We start from the raw sequence: 22,004 nt of genomic DNA, 5'->3' as shown, positions 1-22,004 counted from the left end.
TGACAGTGAGAATCCTGGTAATCGAAGACAACAGCGACATTGCGGCCAATCTGGGCGACTACCTGGAGGACCGGGGCCACACCGTGGACTTCGCTGCCGACGGAGTGACCGGGTTGCATCTGGCTGTCGTGCACGAGTTCGACGCGATTGTCCTGGACCTCAACCTGCCCGGCATGGACGGCATCGAGGTCTGCCGCAAGCTTCGCAATGAAGCGCGCAAGCAGACCCCGGTGCTGATGCTGACCGCGCGCGATTCGCTGGACAACAAGCTGGCCGGCTTCGATTCCGGTGCTGACGACTACCTGATCAAGCCGTTCGCGCTGCAGGAAGTGGAAGTGCGTCTGAACGCTCTGTCGCGTCGCGGCAAGGGCGTGCAGACCCGCGTGCTGGAAACCGGTGACCTGGAATACAACCTGGACACGCTGGAAGTGCGCCGCCAGGGCAAGCTGCTGCAGCTCAACCCGACCGCATTGAAGATCCTGCAGGCGCTGATGGAAGCGGCCCCGGCCGTGGTCACCCGGCAGGAGCTGGAAACCCGTGTCTGGGGCGAAGAGTTGCCGGACTCCGATTCGCTGCGCGTGCACATCCATGGCCTGCGCGCCGTGGTGGACAAGCCCTTTGAAGTGCCGATGATCCAGACCCGCCATGGCATCGGATACCGCATCGCTACGCCGGAAGCCTGATTCTGTGGCAAGCAAGGGGGAGCGCCGGCGCACGCCTTATCGGCGGCGCCTGCGCAGTCGCATCATCGTTTCGTTCGTGTTGTTGGGCTTCTGCCTGACGACACTGTTCGCGTTCGCCACCAACTGGGCCCGCATGCGGGTGGAAAACCAGCTGGTGGAAGACGTGATGAACCGCAACATCAGCGAGTACGTGCGGCGTTATTACGAAAGCCCGGACCGCAACCCCGACCTGCCGGTGCAGCAGATGCGCGCGCGCCTGATCAAGCCGGACAAGTTCGAAGCCCTGCGCGAGGAGGAGCCGGACTGGTACGAGTTCAAGGACGGCCTGTACAACATGGGCGGTGTGGACGAGCGCGGCGAGCGCTATTCCTACAAGCTGGCCGTGCGCAAGACTCCCGATGCCTGGGCGTTCCTGGCCTACGACATGACCGACAGCGTCCGCGGTGGGCAGCAGCTCAACCGCGCGCTGTTCCTGTCGGTGCTGGTATTCAGCCTGCTGTCGCTGGTGCTGGGCTGGTGGTCGGCCTCCAAGGTGATGAAGCCGGTCTCGGATCTGGCCGCGCGCCTGCGTGCGTACCGTGGCGGTACCAGTGAGCCCGAGCCGTTGGCGCCGCGCTTCCCGGATGACGAAGTGGGCCAGTTGGCACAGGCGTTGGATGACTATTCCTCGCGGCTGACCGAAGTGGTGCAGCGCGACCGTGAGTTCAATGCCGATGTCAGCCACGAGCTGCGCACGCCGTTGGCGGTGATCCGTGGCGCCACCGAGCTTCTGCTGACCCGCCCCGGCCTGGACGAAAAGGTGCTGCAGCGCCTGCAGCGCATCCAGCGCGCCGAGCAGCAGTGCAGCGATCTGATCGGCGCGCTGCTGCTGCTGTCGCGCAACGAACGCGGGCAGGGCAGCAGCAATGTAGCCCGGGTGGCCGAACAGCTGCTGGACGCGCACCGCGCCCAGTTGGGTGGCAAGCCGCTGGAGCTGCACCTGGATGGCGAACGCGATCTGGTCATCGATGCCCCCGAAGCGGCGTTGTCGGTGGCGCTGGGCAACTTGATCGGCAATGCGGTGAAGTACTCGCAGGATGGCGAGGTGCGCGTACATGTGGGCACCAACGCTGTGTCGGTGACCGACAGCGGGCCAGGCCTGAGCGAGGAAGATGCCGCCAAGCTGTTCCAGCGCGGCTACCGCGGTACCCATGCCGGCCACTCGCAGGGTGGCGGTATCGGCCTGTCGATCGTCAGTCGCCTGTGCGATCTGTACGGCTGGCAGGTAAGCGTGCGGCCGGGCGGCGCCCGTGGCGTGATCGCAACGCTGACGTTCTCGCCGAAGCCGCTGTAACCCATTCTGGCTGCTGCTTTGGTGGGTGCCGACCTTGGTCGGCACGAATCCATCCGTCGCTGATGCTGCTTTGGTGGGGGCCGGCCTTGGTCGGCACGAATCCTCCGGTCGCCGATGCTGCTTTGGTGGGTGCCGACCTTGGTCGGCGCAAATCCATCCGTCGCCAAAATCTCCCACTCGGCGCGAAATGTCGCATGCAATGCCAATGCAGCTTCCGCGAAGGCGCGGCGTTTCTGGTCCAGTACGACACCTGCGTGATGCATTCCGCGCCCTGCGCGTGTCGCACCGCACGGTTCCGCAGACGGTTGGCCCGCATGGCGTTTTCGCCTCATGACCGCAATGCATGCAGCTGGCGAGATGGCACGGTCGGGGTCATCGCCCCGGCCGGGATTGGCGTCCTGAATAAACCCGACAACTTGAAAGCTCCAGATGCGCTTTGGCCATCGTGGAAAATGCATCGCATGCCTTCTGCTTCGGCGGGCGGTGCGTGGGGACTCGCAAGAGTCCGCTGGAGTCTTTTTCCTTGCTTTCGAGTTGTTGGGTCTCCGGTACGCCAACCCGCACCGTCCGCCACCCCGCATCCGCGGGTGGCCTTGCCGTCTGCGAGGAGCATTGCCATGTCTGCACGCACTACCTATCCGAACCTGCGCCGCCTGGTTGGCGAATCCGCCGATCAGTTGCCGGCCGACATCGCCGAACGCATCGAAGACGTACTGGCCGAACCCAGCGACCTGCTGCCCGCGCTGATGGCACGCATGGATGGCCGCGACAACGCCGATGGCCAGACCCGGCAGGGCACCGGTCTCACGCCCTCGCAGGCGGTAACCCTGGCCAGCCTCAGCCGTACCCTGGCCGGTCTCAATGCGCTGATCCAGATGCTGCACGCCGCCGAAGCGGCACGCGTGCAGGGCAGCGCGGGCCAGCAACTGCCGCCGGATGTAGTGGAAGGTCTGTTGCTGGCCGCCCGCGAACTGGCGCGCTACGCCCGCCAGCAGCTGGAGTAGATCCACGCCATGCGTGGATGCGCGTTCGCGCGGTGCCGATAGACCTGCAGGATTACCCTGCCGCCAACACCAGGTACCGCGCATGCAACCGCTCGACCTGCGCCTGCAGGTCATCCGGATGGCCATCATTGACGACCACATCATCAGCCAGCGCGAGGCGCTGCGCGCGGGTGGCCTGGGCGGCGATCATCTGGTCCGCCAGCGCGGCGTCGATGCCGTCGCGCTGCATCAGCCGGGCGTGCTGCACGGCTTCCGGGGCATCCACCAGCAGCACCCGGTCCAGCCACGGATAGGCCTGGCGACCGCCCACTTCGGTCAGCAGCGGGATCGCCGCCAGCGCATAGGGGCTGGCGGCCTGCTCGCACTGCTGCTGCATCAGCCGGCGGATGGCCGGGTGGGTGATTGCTTCCAGCGCCGTCCGCTCGGCCGGGTCGGCAAAGATGTGGGCACGCAGGCGCGCCCGGTCCAGGGCGCCGTCGGTGAGCAGCATGTCTGCACCGAAGCGCTCGGCAATCAGGGCGAGGGCAGGGCTGCCCACCGCCACCACCGCGCGCGCGGCCAGGTCGGCGTCGGCCACGACAATACCCAGCGCCTCGAAGCGCCGGGTTACCTCACTCTTGCCCGAGGCAATGCCGCCGGTCAGACCCACCACATACTGGCTCATGGGGACTCCCCTCAGCGCAGCCCGCTCATCACCAGATACTGGTTCAGCAGGGGCTCGCCCCACATGAAGAACAGCCAGCCGGCCAGTGCCAGGTAGGGGCCGAACGGAATCGGTGTCGCCCGGTCACGGCCGCGGCTGTACAGCCAGATCGAGCCGATGAGGGCGCCCAGCACCGACGACATCAGGATGATCGGCAGGATGCCCTTCATGCCGCACCACGCGCCCAGCGCGGCCAGCAGCTTGAAGTCGCCGTGGCCCATGCCCTCCTTGCCGGTCAGCTGCTTGAACAGCCACCACACCGACCACAGCGACAGGTAGCCCAGCAGAGCCCCCAGCAGGGCAGGCTTGGCCGGCATGTACAGGTTGTCGATGCTACCGATCAACCCGAGCCACATCAGCGGCAGGGTCAATTGGTCCGGGAGCAGCTGGGTGCGCAGGTCGATGCCGGACAGGGCGATCAGGAAGCAGGTCAGCACGATCGCACCGAAGCCCTGCCAGCCGAAGCCGAACTGCCACACGCAGGCCAGCACCATCACCGCGGTCAGGGCCTCCACCAGCGGGTACTGGATGGAGATGGGCGCCTTGCAGTGGCGGCACTTGCCGCCCTGGATCATCCAGCTGAACAGCGGGATGTTCTCGTACCAGGCCAGCTTGTGCTTGCAGTGCGGGCAGTGCGAAGGCTCAACGACGATGCCCGGCGGGGGCGGCTCGTAGAAGTCCGGCTCCTCCAGAACCTCGCGCGCATCGCGCTTCCACTGCCATTCCAGCCGCTTGGGCAGGCGCAGGATGACGACGTTCAGGAAGCTGCCCAGAAGCAGTCCCAGGCCGGCCGCGGCGGGATAGCCGAGGCCGGGATGCTGGTCGAGAAATGCCATGTATGTTTTATCCGACGACGGCGCCGAGCTTGAAGATGGGAAGGTACATGGCAATCACCATGCCGCCAACAATGGTACCAATGAACACCATGATCATCGGTTCCAGCAGGCTGCTCAGGGCATCCACCGAATTGTTGACTTCCTGCTCGTAGTACTCGGCCACCTTGAACAGCATGGCATCCAGGGCACCAGCCTCTTCGCCGATGCCGGTCATCTGGATGACCATGTGCGGGAACAGGTTGGTCTGTTTCATGGAAACGTTGACCGGGTAGCCGACAGACACGTCATCGCGCATCCGCAGCACCGCCTCTTCATACACCGTGTTGCCGGTAGCGCCCGCCACGATGCCGAGAGCTTCCACCAACGGCACGCCCGCCTTGAACGTAACGGCGGTGGTGCGGGCGAAACGGGCAATGGCGCTGTTGTGCATGATCTGGCCGATCACCGGCACCTTCAGCACGAACCGGTCCATGGCGTGCTGCATCTTTGGCGAGCGCTTGTAAGCCATGACCGCGCCGACCGCCGTTCCGATCGCAACAATCAGCATCAACCACCACCACGACACCATGAACCGCGACAGGTTCACCACCATCTGGGTGAACGCCGGCAGGTCGGCGCCGAAACTCTTGAACACATCCTCGAACTGCGGCACCACGAATACCAACATGATGCCGCTGACCAGCATGGCCACCACCACCACCATGATCGGGTAGAACAGCGCCTTCTTGATCTTGCCCTTCAGCGCCTCGATGTTCTCTTTGTAGGTGGCCACCGTGTCCAGCACGGTTTCCAGCACGCCGGCGCCTTCGCCGGCCCGCACCAGGTTGCGATAGAGCTCGTCGAACTGCACCGGATGCTTGCTGACCGCTTCGTACATCGAGGAACCGCCCTCGATATCGGTGCGGATGGTGTCCACCATCTTCTTCATGCGCGGGTTCTTGTGCCCGCTGCCGATGATCTCCAGTGCCGACACGATCGGTACGCCGGACTTCATCATCGTGGCCATCTGCCGGCTGAAGAAGGCGATGTCCCGCGGTTTGATTGGCTTTCCGGCAGCACCGAACAACGGCTTCGGCTTCGTCTTCACCGTACCGGGGTTGATGCCTTGGCGACGGAGTTCGGCCCTCAGCAGGTTGGCATTCTTGGCCAACTGCTCGCCCTTCATCTTCACGCCCCGCTTGTCGGTCCCCTCCCAGACAAACGGCTGCAGCTCCATGGTGGCGCGCGCCACCGGTTCTTTCTTGATCGCACTGCGACTGACAGACATGTTGGCTCCCCGGCCCGCCATCCCCAGACGGGCATCCAGTTGCCGATGGTAGCGGGTTCATTGCCGTCTGGGCAGTTGCCGAGCGGGCCGGAATGCAATTTCGTGCCGGCCGCCGACCAAAGGTGACGCACTGCGTCACATTGCCGCGTCCATCGCAGATTCGAATACGGGGGGTTCCCATCCACGAAATTGCTGCCATCATGGGCGCGGGGAAATCCAGGGGGAGGCGTGCCGGGGTTGGCACGCAACCTGCGTTGATCCACCCGCAGGTGCAGGACCCGCTCAGCCGGCCGAAGGTCGGACCGATCCTGTGCACTGACTCAACCACCACTATCTTGGGGATGTACGACTATGAAGAACCAGAAGGGCTTCACCCTTATCGAACTGATGATCGTTGTTGCGATCATCGCGATCCTGGCCGCCATTGCACTGCCGGCTTACCAGGACTACACCTCGAAGTCGAAGGTCACTGCCGCTCTGGCTGACCTGGCCTCGCACAAGACCCAGTTCGAGATGGTCATCAGCGACGGTGGCACCCCGACCGTGGCCAACGCTGGCTTCCAGGCTGCCGAAACCGGTGCTTGCTCGACGATTGCCGTTGCAACGGCCGGTATGACCTGCACCATCCGCGACCCGGGTCGTATCGGCACTTCTTCGACGATCGCCCTGAACTACGCCGAAGCATCTGGCTCGGGTGCAACCGCAGTTGCTGGTGGCTTCAGCTGTGTCACCACTGGTGTTGACGCCAAGTTCAAGCCCAAGGGCTGCAGCTGATCGATTTTTGATTGGGGTACGTCGCATCTAAATATGGGCGACTCCAGTTGTTACACACAAGGCCCGCTTCGGCGGGCCTTGTGCTGACTGATGCATAAGAAGCGGTCGGCACGCAGCAATGGGGATTGCTGGATAAAACAGGGGGAGTCATGAATACGCAAAAAGGCTTCACGCTCATCGAGTTGATGATCGTGGTGGCCATCATCGCTATCCTGGCTGCGATCGCGATGGTGGCGTTCCAGCCGTACATCATCCGCACCCAATTGACCGCCGCGTTGGCCGATATCAGCCCCGGCAAAACGTTGGTGGAAATCGTCGTGTATCAAGGACGATCTGTCAGTGAAGTCACGCCGGAACTCATCGGCGGCTCTCAGAACGCCCACTGCTCGGTAGTCGAAGCCGAACTCAGCGAATCAGGTGTCGGCCATATCAGCTGCACCCTGAAAGGCCACAGCGCCCTGGAAGGCAAAGACCTGATCCTGCGCCGCTCTGCCGAGGGCATCTGGAGCTGCGACGGCAGCGCCTTTGAAGCACGCTATCGCCCAACGGGCTGCTGATCACATTTCAGCCGGCAATGGGATGTTGGGCGACCCTTGACGGGGCTATCATCCCCGGGGGAGTCAGGATCGAGCCTGCCGGGCCGGCAACGCCGGGCAAGGCAGCGTTGCTCATGGATTGGCGATGCCGCTGGCCGATGCTCGCGGCAGGTTCTGCTGCCCTGTGTGGTGCCCTTGGAAGGCGCACCGCGCTGCCAGACCCATGAGCCAAGGATTTCTATGAACGCCGTTACCACCGCCAATCTCGTCGGCATCACCGGCCTGGCCCGCCGCCTCGTCCAGGACGGCGCGCTGGACGAAGTCGCTGCCCGCGATGCCATGGCCAAGGCGGCCGCCGCTCGCCAGCCCCTGCCGACGTGGTTCGCGCAGAACAAGCTGGTCAGCGCCTCGCAGCTCGCTGCCGCCAACGCCGTCGAATTCGGCATGCCGCTGTTCGACGTGTCCACGTTCGACAGCAGCCAGAATGCGATGAACCTGGTCAGCGAAGAGCTGCTGCGCAAGCACAACGTGCTGCCACTGTTCAAACGCGGCGGCAAGTTGTTCGTCGGCACCAGCAACCCCACCCACTCGCTGGACGAGATCAAGTTCCACACCAATCTGGTGGTTGAGCCGATCCTGGTGGACGAGGACCAGATCCGCCGCACGTTGGAGCAGTGGCATGCCAGCCATGACACGATCGGCGATGCGCTGGGTGGCGACGATGACGGCATGGCCAACCTCGATGTTGGCGGTGGCGACGACGACATGACCAGCACCGACAGCGGTATCGACGCCAAGGGCGACGACACCCCGGTGGTCAAGTTCATCAACAAGGTGCTGATTGACGCGATCCGCAAGGGCGCGTCGGACATCCATTTCGAGCCCTACGAAGACGACTACCGCGTGCGTCTGCGCATCGACGGCCTGCTGAAGATGGTCGCGCGCGCGCCGAACAAGCTCAACCAGCGCATCGCCGCGCGCCTGAAGGTGATGGCGCAGCTGGATATCGCCGAAAAGCGTGTGCCGCAGGACGGGCGCATCAAGCTCAACCTGTCCAAGACCCGGCAGATCGACTTCCGCGTCAGCACGCTGCCTACGCTGTTCGGTGAGAAGGTGGTGCTGCGTATCCTCGATGGCAGCGCGGCCAAGCTGGGCATCGACAAGCTGGGTTACGAGCCGGACCAGCAGAAGCTGTTCCTGGAGGCAATCCACAAGCCGTACGGCATGGTGCTGGTGACCGGCCCGACCGGTTCGGGCAAGACGGTGTCGCTGTATACCGCGCTGGGCATCCTCAACGACGAGACCCGCAACATCTCCACCGCGGAAGATCCGGTGGAAATCCGCCTGCCCGGCGTCAACCAGGTGCAGCAGAACAACAAGCGTGGCATGACCTTTGCCGCGGCGCTGCGTTCGTTCCTGCGACAGGATCCGGACATCATCATGGTGGGCGAAATCCGCGATCTGGAAACGGCGGAAATTGCGATCAAAGCTGCGCAGACCGGTCACATGGTGCTGTCCACGCTGCATACCAACGATGCGCCGCAGACCATCGCGCGCCTGATGAACATGGGCATCGCGCCGTACAACATCACCAGCTCGGTGACGCTGGTGATTGCCCAGCGCCTGGCGCGCCGCCTGTGTTCGAACTGCAAGCGCCCGGCCAATCTGCCGGAGCATGCGCTGCTGGCCGAGGGCTTCACCCAGGCGCAGCTGGATGCAGGCATCGAGCTGTATGAGGCGGTGGGCTGCGACGAATGCACCGAGGGCTACAAGGGCCGTACCGGCCTCTACCAGGTGATGCCGATGACCGACGAGATCGCGACCATCGTGCTGGCTGGCGGCAACGCGCTGCAGATTGCCGAGGCTGCGCAGGCGATCGGTGTGAATGACCTGCGGCAGTCGGCGTTGAAGAAGGCGGCCGCGGGCGTGACCAGCCTGGCCGAGATCAACCGCGTTACCAAGGATTGATGCCGTAGATCCACGCCATGCGTGGATGGGGTAACCAGTAGATCCACGCCATGCGTGGATGGCGCGGTACATGAGGTTGCCGGCCAGCGGCCGGCACTACCATTTCGACGCAGAACGGCCGGTTGATCCACGCCATGCGTGGATGGGGTAACCAGTAGATCCACGCCATGCGTGGATGACGCGGTACATGAGGTTGCCGGCCAGCGGCCGGCACTACCATTCCGACGCAGAACGGCAGGTTGATCCAGGCCGTGCCTGGATGGCGGTCAGCGCCCAGTAGATCCACGCCATGCGTGGATGGGCGATGCACGGGGTTGCCGGCCAGCGGCCGGCATTACCATTCCGACGCAGAACGGCCGGTTGATCCACGCCATGCGTGGATGGGCAACCAGTAGATCCATGCCATGCGTGGATGGCGCGGTGCACGAAGTTGCCGGCCAGCGGCCGGCACTACCTATTCCATCCCCAGCTTCTTCAGCTTGTAGCGCAGCGCACGGAAGGTGATGCCCAACTGCGCAGCTGTGCGGGTCTTGTTCCAGCGGTTTTCTTCCAGCGCGCGCTGGATGGCACTGCGCTCGAGCTGTTCGATATACGAGGGCAGGGCGGCACTGCCCGGGTGCAGATCGACTACGGCTTCAGCGTGCGCAGCGCTGCCCGGTGAGCGAGGGGCATGCTGCGGCAGGCGCAGGTCGTCGGCGCCGATACGGTCTTCCTCGGCCAGTGCCAGCGCGCGTTCCAGGATGTTCTCCAGCTCGCGCACGTTGCCGGGGAAGCCGTACTGGGCCAACGCGTCCAGCGCCGACGGCGCCAGCAGCGGGGTGGCGCGGCCGTGGCTGCGGGCCAGCCGCGCCAGGATCGACGCGGCCAGTGCGGGCAGGTCCTGGCGACGCTCGCGCAGCGGCGGCACGCGCAGTTCGATCACATTGATGCGGTAGTAGAGGTCGTGGCGGAAGCGCCCGTCTTCGACCAGCTCGGCCAGATCCTTGTGGGTGGCCGAGAGGATGCGCACGTCCACCGGCTCTTCGCTGGGGGCGCCCACCGCGCGCACCGATTTTTCCTGGATCGCACGCAGCAGCTTCACCTGCATCTGCAGCGGCAGCTCGGCCACCTCATCCAGGAACAGGGTGCCGCCGTGTGCGGCCTGGAACAGTCCCGGCTTGTCGGCATGGGCGCCGGTGAAGCTGCCCTTGCGATGGCCGAAGAACTCGCTCTCCATCAACTCGGTGGGAATGGCGCCACAGTTGACCGGCACGAACGGCCCAGCGGCGCGTGCACCCTGTGCGTGGATGGTGCGTGCAACCAGTTCCTTGCCCACCCCGGATTCGCCCAGGATGTAGACCGGCGCCTGGCTGCGCGCAACCTTGCCGATGGTGGCGCGCAGCACGTCCATCGCCGGCGATTCGCCGAGCAGGCGTGCGGCCTGTTCGGCGGCGGGGCCGGCAACGGGGCGTTCGCTGTTGTTGAGTTCCAGCGCATGCTTGACCAGGCCGCGCAGCACGGTGATGTCCACCGGCTTGCTGACGAAATCGAAGGCACCGGCTTTCAGCGCTTCCACGGCCAGGTCCATGCTGCCGAAGGCGGTGATCATCGCCACCGGCGTGCGCGGGTAGTGCTGGGCGATCTCGCTGACCAGTTCGATGCCATTGCCATCGGGCAGGCGCATGTCGGTGATGCACAGGTCATAGGGATTGCTGGCCAGCAGTTCGCGGGCTTCGGCGAGGTTGGCGGCGGTGCTGATGCGCAGGCCCATGCGGCCGAGGGTCAACACCAGCAGTTCGCGGATATCGCGTTCATCGTCGACGACGAGGGCGCTGCGGGTTTCGTTCATGGGTGGGAAAGATAGCCGAGGGTGTGGAAGGCGACAAATGTTTGACGCACCGAATCAGTGCGGAAGCAGGGTGTGCGGGCCGGGCAGTACCAGGCGGAAGCAGGAGCCGCCGGCGGGGACGGGGATGTAATCCAGCCGCGCCTGGTTGGCCCTGCACAGCTCGCGGGCGATATACAGGCCCAGGCCGGTGCCGTGCTCGGAGGTGGTGAAGAAGGGGCGGAACAGCTGCGCGGCGACGGTCTCGGGGATGCCGGGGCCACGGTCCATCACGTCGATCACCGCACTTCGCTCGTGCTGGGCCACGCGCAGCCGCACGCGCGCGGGCTGCTCGCCGATGCGGCCGTACTTGAGGGCGTTGTGCACCAGCACGGTCAGCACCTGGTACAGGTGGCGCGGGTCGACCTGGGCCGGCACCGAGGTGTCGTTGATGATCGGTTCGATGCTGTCGGTTTCCAGCGTCTGGCCCTGCTTGTACTCCAGCACGAAGCGGCGCACGAAGGCGGCCAGGTCGACGTTTTCCGGGTTGGCGCGTTCGCGTCGGGCCAGGCCCAGCACGCTTTCAACGATGCCGTTGGTGCGCTGGCACTGCTGGTGGATGATCTGCAGCAGGCGGCGGTCGCTTTCGTTGAAGCCGGTGCCTTCCTCCAGCAGCTGCACGGCGTAGTTGATGGCCGCCAGCGGGTTGCGGATCTCGTGCGCGAGGCTGGCCGAGAAGCGCCCCATCGCCGACAGGGTGAGCGATTCGGCGCGGCGCGAGACCACGCTGGAGTCGTCCAGGAACACCAGCACCAGGTCGCTGCCGGCCAGCAGGCGGGCGAAGCGCGGTTGCACTTCCGGCTGGTCGGGGTTGAGCTGCAGCGGCATTTCATCCTGTGCCCAGCCGTTGCGCCAGCGTTGCAGACGCCGGGCAAGTTCGGGGGCGACACTGGCCAGGTCGAGGCGGCCCGAATCACTGTTGCCATCGCGGTCGCCCAGCAGGATCGAGGCAGCTTCGTTGGCCAGGGTGATGCGGTTGTCGGCATCCACCACCACCACGCCGGTGCGCATGCGGCGGATGATCAGTTCGTTGATCTGGAACAGGTTGGCCACTTCGTCGCCACGCTGGTTGGCCAGCTGCTGGTTGCGGCGTGCACGGTTGCCGACCTGGTAGCTGATGAAGGCCAGGGCCAGGTAGCTGGTGGCGAACATCGCCAGTTCGGCCAGGGTGCGGGTGGGATCGCCGCCTTCCAGCACCTTCCACAGGTATTCGGCGGCGGTGGCGACGCTGGCGGCCAGCGCCAGCACCAGGCCCCAGCTGAGCGGCAGCAGGGTGGCGGCGGCGGCGATGTTGAACAGCAGCGACATCGAGATGCCGGCGCTGGCACCGGGCAGGGCGTGCGCCAGCAGGCTGGCGGCGACGATGTCCAACAGCACGCCGCCGACCACGATGGGTCGCAGCCAGCGCTCGTTGCGGCCGATCACCAGCCACAACAGGGACAGCAGCAGATAGGTGGCGCCGACCGAATAGGCCAGGCGCGGGTGGTGGGCTTCGCCGACCATGGCCGACAACGGGCTGTACAGCAGGGCGGCGATGACCGAGGCGATCAGCACCCGGTACAGGGCGAAGAAATACAGCTCACGCCGCGGTATCGATTCGATGCGGTCGATCAATGAAGCACTGGGTGACACGCCGGAACTCCCCTTCTGGCTGCCTGGAACTGGGTCATGACGGCGGTGGGCCGAACCTGCCCGACGTCCCCCGATCGTCGGACCTGCTCGCTGCCCGGTTGCCGGCACCGTGGGTCGAATTTACCGGGCCAGTATAGGGCGCCTGTACCGGGCTGGGCTGCGCAGTCGGCCCGGGCGGGCGTTTGCGGCGTGATCCAGCCCGTGCCGCAACTGCCTGAATGACCATGGAAATCTGGCCGGTTCCGGCCTTTTGTCCATACTTCTTTGCGCCCCGGCGCCGGCTCGGCCACAATAGTGGGCCCGCCGCGGTCCATGCCGGCGCCCCGCCGGGGCCCTGAGGAATTGCGTGCGGTCGTTCCTATTCCCACGGTGACGCATGAATTTCCACGAATACCAGTCAAAACAACTGCTTGCCGAGTACGGCATCCCGGTCCCGGCCGGCAAGGTCGCTGCGACCCCGGACGAAGCTGTTGCCGCTGCCAACTCCCTGGGCCAGGGCCCCTGGATGGTCAAGGCGCAGATCCACGCTGGCGGCCGCGGCAAGGCTGGCGGCGTCAAGTTCTGCAAGACCACCGACGACGTGAAGGCCGCTGCGGCCAAGATGCTCGGCACCAAGATGGCCACCTACCAGACCGCTGGCGTTGAACTGCCGGTCAACCTGGTGCTGGTGACCACCGCTGGCGAGATCGTCAAGGAACTGTACCTGTCGGTGCTGGTTGACCGTGGCACCAAGACCATCACCTACATCGCTTCTTCGGAAGGCGGCGTGGAGATCGAGCAGGTCGCCGCTGAAACCCCGGAGCTGATCCACTCGCTGAACGTCGACTTCGTCGAAGGCGTGCAGGGTTACCACGGTCGTGATTTCGGCTTCAAGCTGGGTCTGACCGCCAAGCAGGCCGGCCAGTTCGCCAACATCATGGTGAACCTGTACCGCCTGTTCAACGAAAAGGACCTGGCGCTGGTTGAAATCAACCCGCTGGCCATCCTGGACGACGGCAACCTGTACGCGCTGGACGGCAAGTTCGACAGCGACGACAACGCCGCGTTCCGCCAGAAGGCCCTGGTCGCCATGCGCGACAAGACCCAGGAAGATCCGACCGAAGTGATCGCTTCGGAGCTGGACATCAACTACGTCACCATGGACGGCAACATCGGCTGCATGGTCAACGGCGCAGGCCTGGCCATGGCCACCATGGACGTCATCAAGCTCAACGGCGGCGAGCCGGCGAACTTCCTGGACGTGGGCGGCGGCGCCAACAAGCAGCGCGTCATCGAAGCGTTCAAGCTGATCCTGTCCTCGGACAAGGTCGAAGGCATCTTCGTCAACATCTTCGGCGGCATCGTCCGCTGCGACATGATTGCCGAAGGCATCATTGCCGCCGTGAAGGAAGTGGGCGTCAAGGTTCCGGTCGTGGTGCGTCTGGAAGGCACCAACGTGGAAGAAGGCAAGCAGCTGCTGCGTGACAGCGGCATGGCCATCATCCCGGCCGACAACATCAACGACGGTGCCAAGAAGGTCGTCGAAGCTGTCAAGAACGCCGCCTGATCCGACACCGAAGGAAATCCAATGTCAGTTTTGATCAATAAGAACACCAAGGTGATCGTGCAGGGCTTCACCGGCCAGCAGGGCACCTTCCACGCCACTCAGATGATCGAGTACGGCACCCAGGTTGTTGGCGGCGTGACCCCGGGCAAGGGTGGCACCACCCATATCGACCTGCCGGTCTTCAACACCGTTGCCGACGCCGTGCAGAGCACCGGCGCCAACGCTTCGGTCATCTACGTGCCGCCGCCGTACGCGGCTGACGCGATCCTGGAAGCCGCTGCTGCCGGCATCAAGGTCATCGTCTGCATCACCGAAGGCATCCCGGTGCTGGACATGCTGCGCGTCAAGAACGTGCTGACCCGTTCGCATCCGGACACCGTGCTGATCGGGCCGAACTGCCCGGGCGTCATCACCCCGGGTGAGTGCAAGATCGGCATCATGCCGGGCCACATCCACAAGCCGGGCAAGATCGGCATCGTGTCGCGTTCGGGCACCCTGACCTATGAAGCGGTCAAGCAGACCACCGAAGTCGGCCTGGGCCAGTCCACCTGCATCGGCATCGGTGGTGACCCGATCAACGGCCTGAACTTCGTCGACTGCCTGAAGCTGTTCAACGAAGACCCGCAGACCGAAGGCATCATCATGGTCGGCGAAATCGGCGGCGACGCTGAAGAAGCCGGTGCCGAGTACATCAAGAACCACGTGAAGAAGCCGGTCGTCGGTTTCATCGCGGGTGCTTCGGCTCCGGCCGGCAAGCGCATGGGCCACGCCGGTGCGATCGCATCGGGCGGCAAGGGCACTGCCGAAGGCAAGTTCGCTGCCATGGAAGCTGCTGGCGTCGTCACCGTGCGTTCGCCGGGCGACCTGGGCGCTGCCATCGCCAAGCTGGTGAAATAAGATCGACTGCCTTCGGCAGACGATTCTGTAGAGCCGGCCGCTGGCCGGCTGCTTGAAACAGAAAGGCCGCCTCAGGGCGGCCTTTCTGCGTCTGGGCATCGGCGACCCGCTGAACCGCATCCACGCATGGCGTGGATCTACTTCAGCACACACCCGGGCGCACCCCATCCACGCATGGCGTGGATCTACAATGTGCGCATTGCAACCACAGGCTGGACCCTCATGGCTTCGATCCGCATCGCGATGGCGCAGTTCGACTTCCCGGTTGGCGATGTCGCCGGCAACACCGAGCGCATCATCGAGATGATCGGCCAGGCGCGCGATGAGTACGGCGCCGGGCTGGTGATGTTCCCCGAGCTGGCAGTCAGCGGCTATCCGCCGGAGGACCTGCTGCTGCGCCCGGGCTTCCTGTACGAGTGCGAGCAGGCGATGACCCGCATTGCTGCTGCGTGCCGTGGCATCACCGCTGTAGTGGGCTGGCCACAGGCCGCCGGTGCGGTGGTCTACAACGCGGCCAGCGTGCTGCGCGATGGCCTGGTGGAGCAGACCTACCGCAAGCGCGAACTGCCCAATTACGCGGTGTTCGATGAGCGCCGCTACTTTGATGTCGACCCGGACGGTGGCAGCTGCGTGTTCGAGGTCGACGGCATCCCGGTCGGCCTGCTGATCTGCGAGGACCTGTGGTTCGCCGAGCCGCTGGCCGATACGGTGCGTGCCGGCGCGCAGCTGGTGGTGGTGCCCAATGCCTCGCCGTACGAGCGTGGCAAGCATGCCCAGCGTGACGCCGTGCTGGCTGCACGTACCCGCGAAAGCGGCGCGGCGATCGCCTACCTCAACGTGGTGGGCGGCCAGGACGCGCTGGTGTTCGATGGTGCATCGGTGGTGGCCGATGGCGATGGCACGGTGCACCCGGCCGCGGCGGCCTTCGTCGACCAGTGGCTGGTGGTGGACTACGACGGCGCTACCCGCCGCTTCCTGCCGCAGGTATGGATGGACGACGGCGACGAGAGCATGGATGCGCTGGCCTGGCGCGCGGTCACCCGCGGCATCCAGGACTACTGCAGCAAGAACGGTTTCAAGAAGGTGTGGCTGGGTCTGTCCGGTGGCATCGACTCGGCGATCGTGCTGGCCATGGCGGTCGATGCACTGGGCGCGGAGAACGTGACGGCGGTGCGCCTGCCGTCGCGCTATACCGCCGGGATGTCCAACGACCTGGCCGCCGAGCAGTGCGAGGCGCTGGGCGTGAAGCTGGAAGCCGTTTCCATCGAGCCGGCGTTCCAGGGCCTGGTGCAGGCGCTGGCGCCGATGTTCGAGGGCACTACGCCGGATGTGACCGAGGAGAATCTGCAGTCGCGCAGCCGTGGCGTGATCCTGATGGCACTGGCCAACAAGTTCGGTGGCCTGCTGCTGACCACCGGCAACAAGAGCGAGTACGCGGTCGGCTACGCCACCATCTATGGCGACATGTGCGGGGGTTACGCGCCGCTGAAGGACCTGTACAAGACCGAGGTGTTCGGCCTGTCCAAGTGGCGCAACACCGTTGGCGGTGCGCCGGTGATCCCGCCGGCGGTGATCAGCCGCCCGCCCTCGGCCGAACTGCGCGAAAACCAGACCGACCAGGATTCGCTGCCGGCCTACGACGTGCTGGACGGCATCCTGTACCGCTACATCGACCAGGAGCAGTCGCGTGCGGAGATCGTCGCCGCAGGCTATGACGCGGCGGTGGTGGATCGTGTGCTGCGGCTGGTGCGGATCAGCGAGTGGAAGCGCCACCAGGCCGCGCCGGGCCCGAAGGTCTCGCGCCGCGCATTCGGGCGTGAGCGCCGCTACCCGATCAGCAACGGCTACAAGAGCTGAGGACCGGTCGCCGGGCATGGCCCGGCGCTACCGATGTTCGATGGATCCATCGGTAGTGCCGGCCGCTGGCCGGCAACCGGGTGTACCGCCCATCCACGCATGGCGTGGATCTACCGGGCTTCGTTGAGCAGCTGCTCCAGGCCGGTGGTTTCGGCGGCCTCGTCAAATTGGCTGTGCCCCAGCCGCGCACGCACGAATGCCAGGCCATCGGCCGCCGCTGCGTCCAGCGTGCCGCGATGGTCGACTGGGTATCGGCGGAACGCCACCGGTTCGCCGCGCAGGGCCAGGCCGACGGCATACAGCAGGGTGGTGAGATAGGGCACGTCGCGATCCTCGCTGCCGTGGCCCAGCATCAACGGCTGGCTGAAGCCCCGCCGTGGCACGCCCAGATAGTCATGCAGCAGCGCCCAGATGCCCGGCACCGAGGTCAACGGTGCGCTGAACATTTCTCCCGTGTTCGCCCCTTCCAGGGTGGCCGCCAGCGGGCCCAGGCACTGCTGGCGCGCCAGCGCGACCCGTGCGTGGCCTTCATCGCTGAGTACGCGTGCGATACGCGGCTCCACCTGCAGCAGGCCATCGAGCAGGTAGGCGTGATAGGCATTGAGCGCGCCCGGATTCGGCGTGCGGCTGTCCGGCTTCATCACCAGCGCGGTCAGTTCGACGGCCGTGGGTGTGCCGGTGGTGAAGCTGCCGCGGTACTGCAGCGAGGGTCCATAGGACGGTGCCAGATGGCCGGCAGTGAGTGCGGCAGCACCACCCTGCGAATGGCCCACCGATACCCAACGCGGTGACAGCGTGGCATTGCCGAGGAAATGGCGGCTGGCCTTGATGAGATCGATGGCGTTGCGCGCGGAGGTGCGCACGTGCAGGTAGGCGTGATCACCCGGGCTGCCCAGGCCTTGGTAGTCGGCGGCGAGAACGGCATAGCCCTGTGCCAGGAACTGGTCGAGGAAGCGGCCATCGCGCTCGGGCTGATAGGGGCCGGATACCGAAGGCGCGCAGTGGTCGGCGATGCCCTGGGTGCCGTGGGCCCAGGATACGACCGGCCAGCCCCCTGCCGGCGCAGGCCCGGCGGGCAGGTAGACCAGCCCGGTCGCCTCGGCCAGGCGTCCGTGATGATCGGGGGTGCGGTAGGCCAGCTTGTAGGCCTGCGCGGCCTTGGAGGGCACCCAGCTGGCGCGGTAGGGCGCGGCCGAGAGCAGGTCACCCGACTCCGCCGCCAGCGCGACAAGGGGACTGGCGGCCAGCGCGAGCAGGGCAGTGACCAGCAGGGTCGGGCGGGGTCGGAACCGCAGGGACGATGAGGACATGTGGCGCTCCATGCAGGCCGGGATGGCCTTTGCGCCGCATTCTGGGAGCTGTCCTGCGCGCCGACTGCGATGGAAGTCGCAGTGATCGCCGGTTCGTAGCATTCCTAGCGGTGACGCCAGGCAAAAAAAAGGCCCCGTGCGGGGCCTCTTTTCTTACTTCTCGCTATTTGGTAGCAAAGGCCCCAAGAAGACCTGGGAGGACGGTATCACGCCCGCCCCGGGGATTTGGCGGTCCTGCTGCTGACTCAAGTGATTGATTAAAAAGTGGAGCTTCTGCGGCAGGAGGCAGGGGAACTGCGTGACTAGGTCGCCACGAGCGGCCGAGCCCGGACAGGGCCAAAAGGAGTCTCCTTGCTATCGAGACTTCGCTCGGCATGCATGAAGCAGGCGGATGAAGGAACACCGCTGCCATCCGTCTAGGCAAGCTAGCTCTCGGTAGCCGCTGAAAGAGCGAAGCGGAGAAGCTTGAACGCTGCTACTGATGAAAGATCTCTATTTTGCCCCGTCCAACTCAATCTTACGGCTCCTGATCCTATACTCAAGATCCAAGAACATGCGCTCGTACCTGCGCGCTTCCTGCATGTTCTTAGAGAAGAAGCGATCCTCTGGAACAAGGGTCCTGATTGCGTGACCAATCAAGCCCTTTCCTTCTCGCATCCGCTCTTGGGCCTCTTTCGCATAGGGCGCGTTCTTCACGACGTAGTACCGCGCGATTGCTCTTCGGAGCTCACAAAGCGACTGTGGCTTTCCCTTGCGGTGCGCGAGCTCCATTTCTTCATCACCCTTCTTTAGCTCACCCAAGCGATACCAGCATAGGGCTAGCGTCAGCGAAGCGTCGGCACTACGAGGGTCCAGCTCGATCGCTCGTTCCGCCAGCTTCCGCGCGTCGTCTGCTCGATGGCAGCGATGCAGCAAGAACCAAGCAAATCGGTCATGGAGCGCCGCATTCATTGGCTCATCCTCCAGTGCAAGCTTGAAGTTATCTTCTGCAGCTACAAGGTCTCCCTGCTGAGCGGCGATCTTGGCTGCCTTAGCGAATGATCCCCGAAAGGCCTCGGCTACGCGATCTTGCCGGTAATTTTGCTCTGCCTTCTGCCGTTGGTTTGCTTGCGAGTCGACCTTCAAGGAAAAGTCATGTATGCGTCTGCGATCAGCTTCGCCGCGCTGCTGAAGTTGCTTCTGGAAATAGCGACCGGCGAGCTCAACGATTTGCAGCTCGTAGCGGCCGCCGTAGTCAGTGACATTTCCGAAGTAAGTCTCGTCGAGCGCCTTTTGGAACTCGACGTGCTGAATGCCCGCTAGAACACATGCGTCACCCACGCTCAAGTTGTCGAGCGGGACAGTGGCAGAAACGAGCACAAGGAAGACCTCCTTCTGGAGCTCGTTGATACGAAGCCATGCGTCGTCGTAGAGAAACTCGAGAAGCTGGTCGTTAGTTTTACGAAAGACTTGTTCGATAGCCTGGTCTATACCCACAGGAGAGCGAGCCAAGTACTTAACCAATGTATCGATTAGCAGTGGCTTGTTGGTCAACTGTTTGGCCGCTCTGCGGAGCGTAGCTTCTCCTGCCTGTCTAATGGCTATGGCACCATATTCATTACCAAGGCGCCTCATAAGAGAAATCGCTTCTGATTCTGATAGCGAGCTTATCTGCAATGGTTCGAACGCAACAAACTCGCGGCGGCGCGAAGTCATTAGCACTCGACCAAGACGCTTACCGATCTGCTTAAGGAAGGAGCTGAACTGGGTCACTTCGTCAGACGAGTTTGCAAGCGTTTCCGTGTTGTCCAGTACCAGTAAAACATCGTCGCGGCCAAATCCTTGAGTATTCAACTCTGACGCGACTCGATCTATAAGTCCCACTCCAGAAAGCTTGAAGTAATCCTTGGTCAGTACAGGCATTAGGACGTACGCCAACTCCCTGACGCAGTCTTCCATGGCGTCTGAAACGCCTCTCAAATTCACGACACCCTGATCAGACCACCGAGTCATCTTGGCAGAGTAATAGCTTATTACTGAGGGTGGCTTGGCGGAAAGTGTCTCGCTCGACTCCAGAATTCTGTTTAGGAACTCAAGCGCTAGCGTAGTCTTTCCAATGCCTCCATCGCCGAAGATGAGGCAATGCCGCAACCCATCGCTATCGTTGATCCAATTGAATAGGGCGTCCATTTCTTCTGAGCGACCTTCAAACACGCTGGTCTGCCGCACAGGAACGTTTGAGAAAACTAGTGCATCCTTTCCATCCACATCCACAGTGCGGATGTCAAATTTCTCTGGAAAGTTGGAGGCAAGCTGCTCAAATACAGATTCATGAGGAAGATCAGCCACAAATGATGCAGAGCGCTCCCAATCTACCGTCTGGCCTTCCAGCTTCCACACTCCTTTGCGCGACACAATAGCTGAAATAACGATTGGCTGGTCGGCATATGTGAGGGGTGTTTGAATCACTAGATTGTACGCACCCACCCGGGTAACTGCCGGCGATTGCGGCGACGCCAAGGGCAGTGCAGGAGCCAGGCAATTAATGCTCCGGTGCAGTAGCGAAGCAAGTCGTGGAACCCACTCCTCGATGTCCGCCTTGCTCACCACACCATGGCCCGGCTTGTTGTTTCGGAAGCTCACCCAAGCTGTCGCGTCCTTGGCGAGAGTTGTGCTTTCCGTGCCGTCCACTTCAAACCAACCGGCGTTATAAGACCTAGCGACGTAGGACCGGATAATTGGCGTGCACTTCTCGAGAACTTCTACGGGCAAGCCGTCGGATGGCTGAGCAAATCGTCGAACCAAAGCGGATATCGAAGCGTCGTCTTCGGCGTCCGGTGTAAGCTCCCTAACAATCTCTAGCGCGGTAATCGCGGCAGCCTGGTATAAGGAGCGCAGCACTGATTGAAGATGCTGGAAGCGGTCCGAATTGCTAGGGAATGTCTCTACTATGGAAAGTTGGTGTTCGAACAAGGCGCGCATTGCTTGATCGGCTGATTTAGAGTGGCGTCGACCATTTGACCACGAAGCGACATAGATTGCTCCATTGACTAGGGGGGGGGGCTTGGGGCGCAGTCATCCTCTTGAAGCGCCCTGGCCAATCAGCGATCACAGTCTGATTGCTAAGGCAGCCTGATCATTGATCTCAGTTGGATGGGCGCGGACGCCCCAAGATGAGTGGAGGCCTATTGTCCTTAGCTAAGTCCGCAGGTGAGGATCGTCTCAGTCCGCATTCGCTTGGACAGGCTTCCGCTCTGGGTCACTGGGAGGTAGCGGCTGGCAGCCGGGAGGTCGCGCTCGGTGTAGCGCACCAAATCGCCATCACCAGCAATGATGACCTGCGACATCTAGGTCCGGGCTGCCAGCGACGAGGCAATTGCCATGACAACGCAGCGATGGAGAGCCTCTTCCAGCTGCCGAAACGGGAGCGGAACAAGCGGAGGAGCTACAGCAATCACGACGAGGCACGTGCTGACGTCTTCCAGTACATCAAGATGCGCTGAAAACGGAGACGCGACAACTCCAACCCCCTTTTCCACCAACCGACTTCAGGAAGGCTAGCCCCGCGTCAGACGGCCGCGTGCAATCTCTAACGCCCACCCAGCGCGGTACTGAGCTAAGCAGCGCCCTGAACCGTTGAGCCATCCGCGAGCTAAAGCCGATGAGCAGGTAGAGAGTGCAGGTGACCCTGAACGAGCTCATAAAAAGCCTCCCCTCACCGCCACGGGAAATCTTAGTCAAATCAACGGTGTGTCGTTTGTGCGTCGAAAGTGTGCCTACGATATGGCGAAAAGGCGTGCATCCCGCTGACTTAG

General features: G+C 63.6%; 16 protein-coding genes and 1 pseudogene. 10 read left to right on the top strand and 7 right to left on the bottom strand.

Going from position 1 to position 22,004, the window contains the following annotated elements; translation table 11 throughout:
• Positions 1 to 5: 5 nt before the first annotated feature.
• From J2X70_RS18900 to J2X70_RS18890, 3 genes are all read left to right on the top strand, one after another.
• On the top strand, positions 6 to 683 hold the full coding sequence (locus J2X70_RS18900) for a response regulator transcription factor (RefSeq protein WP_025874286.1): 678 nt from the start codon (positions 6 to 8) through the stop codon (positions 681 to 683).
• Positions 646 to 2,016, top strand: a complete 1,371-nt coding sequence (locus J2X70_RS18895; protein WP_080150572.1) for a HAMP domain-containing sensor histidine kinase — start codon at positions 646 to 648, stop codon at positions 2,014 to 2,016. Before J2X70_RS18900 ends, J2X70_RS18895 begins: the two co-directional genes overlap by 38 nt.
• A gap of 617 nt (positions 2,017 to 2,633) precedes the next feature.
• Positions 2,634 to 3,020, top strand: coding sequence for a hypothetical protein (locus tag J2X70_RS18890; protein WP_059064914.1), 387 nt, complete (start codon positions 2,634 to 2,636; stop codon positions 3,018 to 3,020).
• 52 nt (positions 3,021 to 3,072) lie between these two features.
• On the opposite strand, the gene coaE is transcribed toward J2X70_RS18890, so the two are convergent.
• Genes coaE through J2X70_RS18875 form a run of 3 tightly spaced genes read right to left on the bottom strand, consistent with a single transcriptional unit; the run spans position 3,073 to position 5,826 of the window.
• Positions 3,073 to 3,684 carry a dephospho-CoA kinase gene (gene coaE, locus J2X70_RS18885; protein ID WP_080150569.1) on the bottom strand — a complete coding sequence of 204 codons (612 nt, stop codon included), beginning with the start codon at positions 3,682 to 3,684 and terminating at the stop codon, positions 3,073 to 3,075.
• An 11-nt stretch (positions 3,685 to 3,695) separates the two neighbouring features.
• Positions 3,696 to 4,559 carry an A24 family peptidase gene (locus tag J2X70_RS18880; RefSeq protein WP_025874291.1) on the bottom strand — a complete coding sequence of 288 codons (864 nt, stop codon included), beginning with the start codon at positions 4,557 to 4,559 and terminating at the stop codon, positions 3,696 to 3,698.
• Positions 4,560 to 4,566: 7 nt separating this feature from the next.
• A complete protein-coding gene (locus J2X70_RS18875) occupies positions 4,567 to 5,826 on the bottom strand; it encodes a type II secretion system F family protein (protein WP_301865856.1) in 1,260 nt (419 codons plus the stop codon).
• A gap of 351 nt (positions 5,827 to 6,177) precedes the next feature.
• On the opposite strand from J2X70_RS18875, the gene J2X70_RS18870 reads away from it, so the two are divergent.
• The 3 genes from J2X70_RS18870 to pilB all read left to right on the top strand — a co-directional run bounded on the left by J2X70_RS18870 (position 6,178) and on the right by pilB (position 9,104).
• Positions 6,178 to 6,600 carry a pilin gene (locus J2X70_RS18870; RefSeq protein ID WP_080150566.1) on the top strand — a complete coding sequence of 141 codons (423 nt, stop codon included), beginning with the start codon at positions 6,178 to 6,180 and terminating at the stop codon, positions 6,598 to 6,600.
• A 149-nt stretch (positions 6,601 to 6,749) separates the two neighbouring features.
• Positions 6,750 to 7,157 (top strand): pilin, encoded by a 408-nt coding sequence (locus J2X70_RS18865; protein ID WP_080150564.1) that lies wholly within the window; start codon positions 6,750 to 6,752, stop codon positions 7,155 to 7,157.
• Between the two features lie 219 nt (positions 7,158 to 7,376).
• Complete coding sequence (gene pilB / locus J2X70_RS18860) at positions 7,377 to 9,104, top strand: type IV-A pilus assembly ATPase PilB (protein ID WP_309911679.1); 1,728 nt, start codon at positions 7,377 to 7,379, stop codon at positions 9,102 to 9,104.
• A gap of 454 nt (positions 9,105 to 9,558) precedes the next feature.
• On the opposite strand, the gene J2X70_RS18855 is transcribed toward pilB, so the two are convergent.
• Both J2X70_RS18855 and J2X70_RS18850 read right to left on the bottom strand, forming a co-directional pair.
• The gene (locus J2X70_RS18855) at positions 9,559 to 10,932 is read right to left on the bottom strand and encodes a sigma-54 dependent transcriptional regulator (protein WP_025874296.1); all 1,374 of its coding nucleotides are present in this window, start codon (positions 10,930 to 10,932) and stop codon (positions 9,559 to 9,561) included.
• 54 nt (positions 10,933 to 10,986) lie between these two features.
• A complete protein-coding gene (locus J2X70_RS18850; RefSeq protein WP_099785194.1) occupies positions 10,987 to 12,600 on the bottom strand; it encodes an ATP-binding protein in 1,614 nt (537 codons plus the stop codon).
• Between the two features lie 376 nt (positions 12,601 to 12,976).
• Here J2X70_RS18850 and sucC point away from each other — a divergent pair, with 376 nt between their 5' ends.
• The 3 genes from sucC (at position 12,977) to J2X70_RS18835 (ending at position 16,900) form a co-directional block, all read left to right on the top strand.
• Complete coding sequence (gene sucC / locus J2X70_RS18845; protein WP_025874298.1) at positions 12,977 to 14,146, top strand: ADP-forming succinate--CoA ligase subunit beta; 1,170 nt, start codon at positions 12,977 to 12,979, stop codon at positions 14,144 to 14,146.
• Positions 14,147 to 14,167: 21 nt separating this feature from the next.
• Positions 14,168 to 15,043: a succinate--CoA ligase subunit alpha gene (gene sucD / locus J2X70_RS18840; RefSeq protein WP_017356169.1), complete on the top strand. Its 876-nt coding sequence runs from the start codon at positions 14,168 to 14,170 to the stop codon at positions 15,041 to 15,043.
• A gap of 222 nt (positions 15,044 to 15,265) precedes the next feature.
• Positions 15,266 to 16,900 (top strand): NAD+ synthase, encoded by a 1,635-nt coding sequence (locus J2X70_RS18835; protein WP_309911674.1) that lies wholly within the window; start codon positions 15,266 to 15,268, stop codon positions 16,898 to 16,900.
• Positions 16,901 to 17,010: 110 nt separating this feature from the next.
• On the opposite strand, the gene J2X70_RS18830 is transcribed toward J2X70_RS18835, so the two are convergent.
• Both J2X70_RS18830 and J2X70_RS18825 read right to left on the bottom strand, forming a co-directional pair.
• Positions 17,011 to 18,210, bottom strand: coding sequence for a lipase family protein (locus tag J2X70_RS18830; protein ID WP_309911672.1), 1,200 nt, complete (start codon positions 18,208 to 18,210; stop codon positions 17,011 to 17,013).
• Positions 18,211 to 18,702: 492 nt separating this feature from the next.
• Positions 18,703 to 21,171, bottom strand: coding sequence for a tetratricopeptide repeat protein (locus J2X70_RS18825; protein ID WP_309911670.1), 2,469 nt, complete (start codon positions 21,169 to 21,171; stop codon positions 18,703 to 18,705).
• 383 nt (positions 21,172 to 21,554) lie between these two features.
• Between J2X70_RS18825 and J2X70_RS18820 the strand changes: the two are divergent.
• Positions 21,555 to 21,686 (top strand): annotated as a pseudogene (locus J2X70_RS18820) (IS3 family transposase); the annotation flags it as partial.
• Positions 21,687 to 22,004: the final 318 nt, after the last annotated feature.

Source organism: Stenotrophomonas sp. 1337, assembly GCF_031455455.1.
GTDB lineage: Bacteria > Pseudomonadota > Gammaproteobacteria > Xanthomonadales > Xanthomonadaceae > Stenotrophomonas > Stenotrophomonas indicatrix.
The sequence above is the reverse complement of the archived record's forward strand: the minus strand, read 5'-3'. Positions and strand labels throughout refer to the sequence as shown.